At 63.0% G+C, this 3,551-nt stretch carries 3 protein-coding genes and 1 pseudogene; all 4 read left to right on the top strand.

Features of this window, described 5'->3' with window-relative positions:
- The first annotated feature begins 250 nt into the window (after positions 1-250).
- Positions 251-490, top strand: a complete 240-nt coding sequence (locus QZ079_RS08600) for a hypothetical protein (RefSeq protein ID WP_291288485.1) — start codon at positions 251-253, stop codon at positions 488-490.
- A 219-nt stretch (positions 491-709) separates the two neighbouring features.
- Entirely contained in the window at positions 710-1,510 is an 801-nt protein-coding gene (locus QZ079_RS08595) for a VWA domain-containing protein (protein WP_297037451.1), read from the top strand.
- A gap of 95 nt (positions 1,511-1,605) precedes the next feature.
- Entirely contained in the window at positions 1,606-2,496 is an 891-nt protein-coding gene (locus QZ079_RS08590; protein ID WP_297037450.1) for a protein phosphatase 2C domain-containing protein, read from the top strand.
- Positions 2,493-3,551: pseudogene (locus QZ079_RS08585) on the top strand (hypothetical protein); the annotation flags it as partial. The gene QZ079_RS08590 and the pseudogene QZ079_RS08585, both read left to right, overlap by 4 nt.

Genomic DNA, 3,551 nt, shown 5'->3' with positions numbered 1-3,551 from the left:
GCGCAAACGCCTGTCCCAAATGTCATGACATTGGGGACTGTCCCCAATGTCAGGTGGTGCCGATACAAGATTTGACCTGCGGTTCCGGTGATGTGGTGATCGCTCCCGGTTTCCTCCCAGCGGGTTTCGGCCATAGATTGCAGCGTCTCGGTAAGAATCTTGGCAACCGAAGCCAAGGCGCGGCAAAGGCGCGAACGCTTCGGGCGGATGGCCACCGCAATCGGTAGGATCCAGCGAGAAAGGACGCATCATGAGCTGGGGTTGGTATTCATACGACATGGACGATCCGGACAACGACTATTGCGCCAAGACCGATGTCCACGACGACGGAACCGTCCATCGCTACGAGGCGACCGACGGCAGCTTCGACACCGGCCACGGACACGCGGTCTACGGCAGCATGGATGACTACCTGGACGGCAGCGAGCCCGATTGGGTTCGCAGCTCGTACCATCCGGCCAGCTACGGTCGCGCGTGGGAAGAGCGCTAGCCGTCGTCGCGACGTCGCTCGTGCTGCGAGATCGCCTCTCGCATCGCGACGGGCAACCACTGTCATGTCCGTCGCCATGCATTCCTTTCGACGAACAGGGGGCCGGGCTTGCCCGGAGAAGAGGCCCCGGCCCTCCGTTCAACGGTAAGACACGCAAATGCGTGGCTAGAAACCAAGACATTCCACATCGCCCCTGCGGCATAAAGGAAGGAAACCACCATGGTCAACGACAACATCAAAAACGCCGGTCTTCATATGCCGGCCGAGATGTTCCAGCCCATCGACAAGCCCATCTTGCTCGCCAGCCTGTTACTCGACCGTTCGGGCTCCGAAGACCAGCCCGTCGCGGGACCGGGAAGCCCCCTGCGCATCGACCTGCTCAACCAGTTCACCAAGCTCTTCGTCGAGACGCTTGCGAAGGACGATGACGTGAACGAGCAGGTGCTTCTCAACATCATCGCGTTCAACCATGACGTCGAGATCGTGGGCGGTGCCGAGTTCGCGCACCCGCGTGACATCGCGGTTCCGGTGCTCACCGCCTCGGGCGGTACGGACTACGATCTTGCTTTGAACACGGTCATCGACCTCTCGAGGAAGCGCTACGAAATGGGCAAGAAGCTCGGCCAGGAGCACTATGTGCCCATCGTGGTCGAAGTGGGCGACTTCGAGGACACGCTTTCCAGCGCCACCGCTCGTCGCGTGAAGGAACTTGTGGATCACAACGATATGCAGTTCGACGGTTTCGCGACCATCCCGTTGAACCCCGAGGATCCGAACTTCCGTATCCCGACTCCTTGGTGCATGAAGGAAGCGGTGCCCAACCCGCGCCGTCGCCTTGCTGTCAAGGATTACAACGACCTTGCAGATGGCTACCAGCAGTACGCCAACCTCAAAGCCATGTCGATCAAGATTCGCACGCGCACCGGTCTGGGCGAGAAACCCCAGATCGCGCCGGAGGAGAACCCCATCCAGGATCCCGACAACAAGCTCATCGTGCCTCAGTTGGGCGACCTCATCTAGCGCGGACTGCCACGAGCGCACGCTCTCGCACGGCTCCTGCGCGCACTCGCTCCAGCACAGCGCGTGCGCGCAGCATGCCCTGAAAGGATTCAGCCATGATGCAACGTTTTGTCTACCACGCGCGTGGTCTCGACCACATCGAGACGGGTGATCCGTGCCAGGATGCGTACCTTACCGCGCGCTGCGGTGATGCGATGGTGTTCGGCGTGTCGGATGGTGTAGGCAGCCGCAAGCATTCCGAGCGCGGCTCGCGTGTGGCGGTGGCCTCGGCGGTGCTCTATGTGTCGAATCACCTTGAGTCGGGGATGGCCGACGAGGACGTCCAGGACGTCATCCGTGCTGGATTCGCCGTGGCCTACCATACGGTGTGCGACACGGCGCGGCGCGCGGGCGAGCCGGCGCGCGAGCTCGATGCGACGCTTTGTGTGGGCGTGTGGGATGGTAAGCGCCTGAGCTGGGGGCAGGCGGGGGATTCGGGTATGGTGGCCGCGCTCGCCACGGGCGAGTACGTGATGGTGACGCACCAGCAGCACGATGATGCCGGCGGGATGATTCCCCTGCGCTTTGGGCCAGATACGTGGGAATTCGGAACCGTAGAGGGAAACGTCGCGTCGGTGCTCGCGGCGACGGACGGGCTCTTCGAGCGCCTGTGCCCTAAGCTGCTGCGCGAAACCGAGCAGCAGGTCTATGTGCCGCTCGCGCGCAAGTTGCTGCATCGTACGGAAGCAACGGCAGAGGAACGGCACGGGCTCGATCGGCGACTGCGCAATATCATCCGTCGCGAACCGCACCTGCACACGGTCGACGATGCGACGCTCCTTCTGCTCTACGACCCCGAGCGCCCGCCGGCAACCCTCGATGACGCCTATTACCAAGAACCCGCTTGGGAGGAGTTGCGCAACGCGGTGGCGGAGCGCATCAAAAAGGAGTGGGCTGCGGAGACTGCCCATATGAAGCGCCTGCAGGTGAAGGGGGTGGAGCAATGATTGTCACCACGCTGGCAGGTCAGCGCCTGGAGCTCGCGGTCACACCGTTCAACGAAGAGGGATCCGAAGGCAAGCTCTACGACATCGAGGGCAAGCCGGATTACGTGGCAAAGATCTTCCGCACCGCCGAGCTCGCCCGCAAGCGCGAGCCCAAGCTCAGGGCAATGTGCCAGCTGCCAAGCATGTGCTCGCTGCCGCCCAATCTCACGTGGCCGGTCAACCTGCTGCACGATGATAGCGGCGCGTTCGTGGGCTTCATCATGAAGCGCTTGCAGCCGAATGTCACGCTCGACAAGCTGTTCGCCTACCCCAAGGGGACGGCGCTCGTGAGTCAGCGGCTCGCGGCGCTCGTCTCGCTGGCGAACACGCTCGGCCGCATGCACATGTGCGGCGTGGCGATGGGCGACCCTGGTCCGCAGAACATTCCCGTGCTCGCCGATTGCACCGTGCAGCTCATCGATGCCGATTCGTTCGATATCCGTTTGCCCGACGGCTCGCATTACCCCTGCTTAGGGTGCACGCCGGAATACGTCGCACCCGAGATGCTGCGGGCGGCGCAAGGGGGGAGCTACGCTGCGTGCGGCGTGCCGTTCAGCGAGTGGACGGACTGCTATGCGCTCGCGGTGCTCATCCACAAGGCGCTGTTCTTCGGGAAGCACCCCTGCTCGTATGCCGTGGATCTGAACGCACCGGAAGGCACGCCCATGCCCTCGCTCGTCGAGCGCGAACGTAGCGGCTGGGTGGCGGCATTCGTGGCGCGTCCGAACCTCGTTTATCCGTCCGGCATGCCCGCGATGGGCGATTTCCCGCCGTATCTCGTCGAGGCGTTTCGCCGCACGTTCGTGGACGGATTTACCGACCCGCGCCGCCGCACAACGGCGTTCGAATGGCAGGAGCTGCTTATGCGCTACTTCGGTGAGCTGGTGGAATGTGATGCGGATGAACGGCATGCGCATTGGAAAGGTGCCTCCGACTGCCCGTATTGCGCGGCAGAAGATCGCAACCACGACCTCATGAACGCGATGCGTGCACAGGCGGGGCTGGCACCGCTGCCC

The organism is uncultured Enorma sp., assembly GCA_905210055.1.
Lineage (GTDB): Bacteria > Actinomycetota > Coriobacteriia > Coriobacteriales > Coriobacteriaceae > Enorma.
This window is presented reverse-complemented; position numbering and strand designations above follow the sequence as displayed.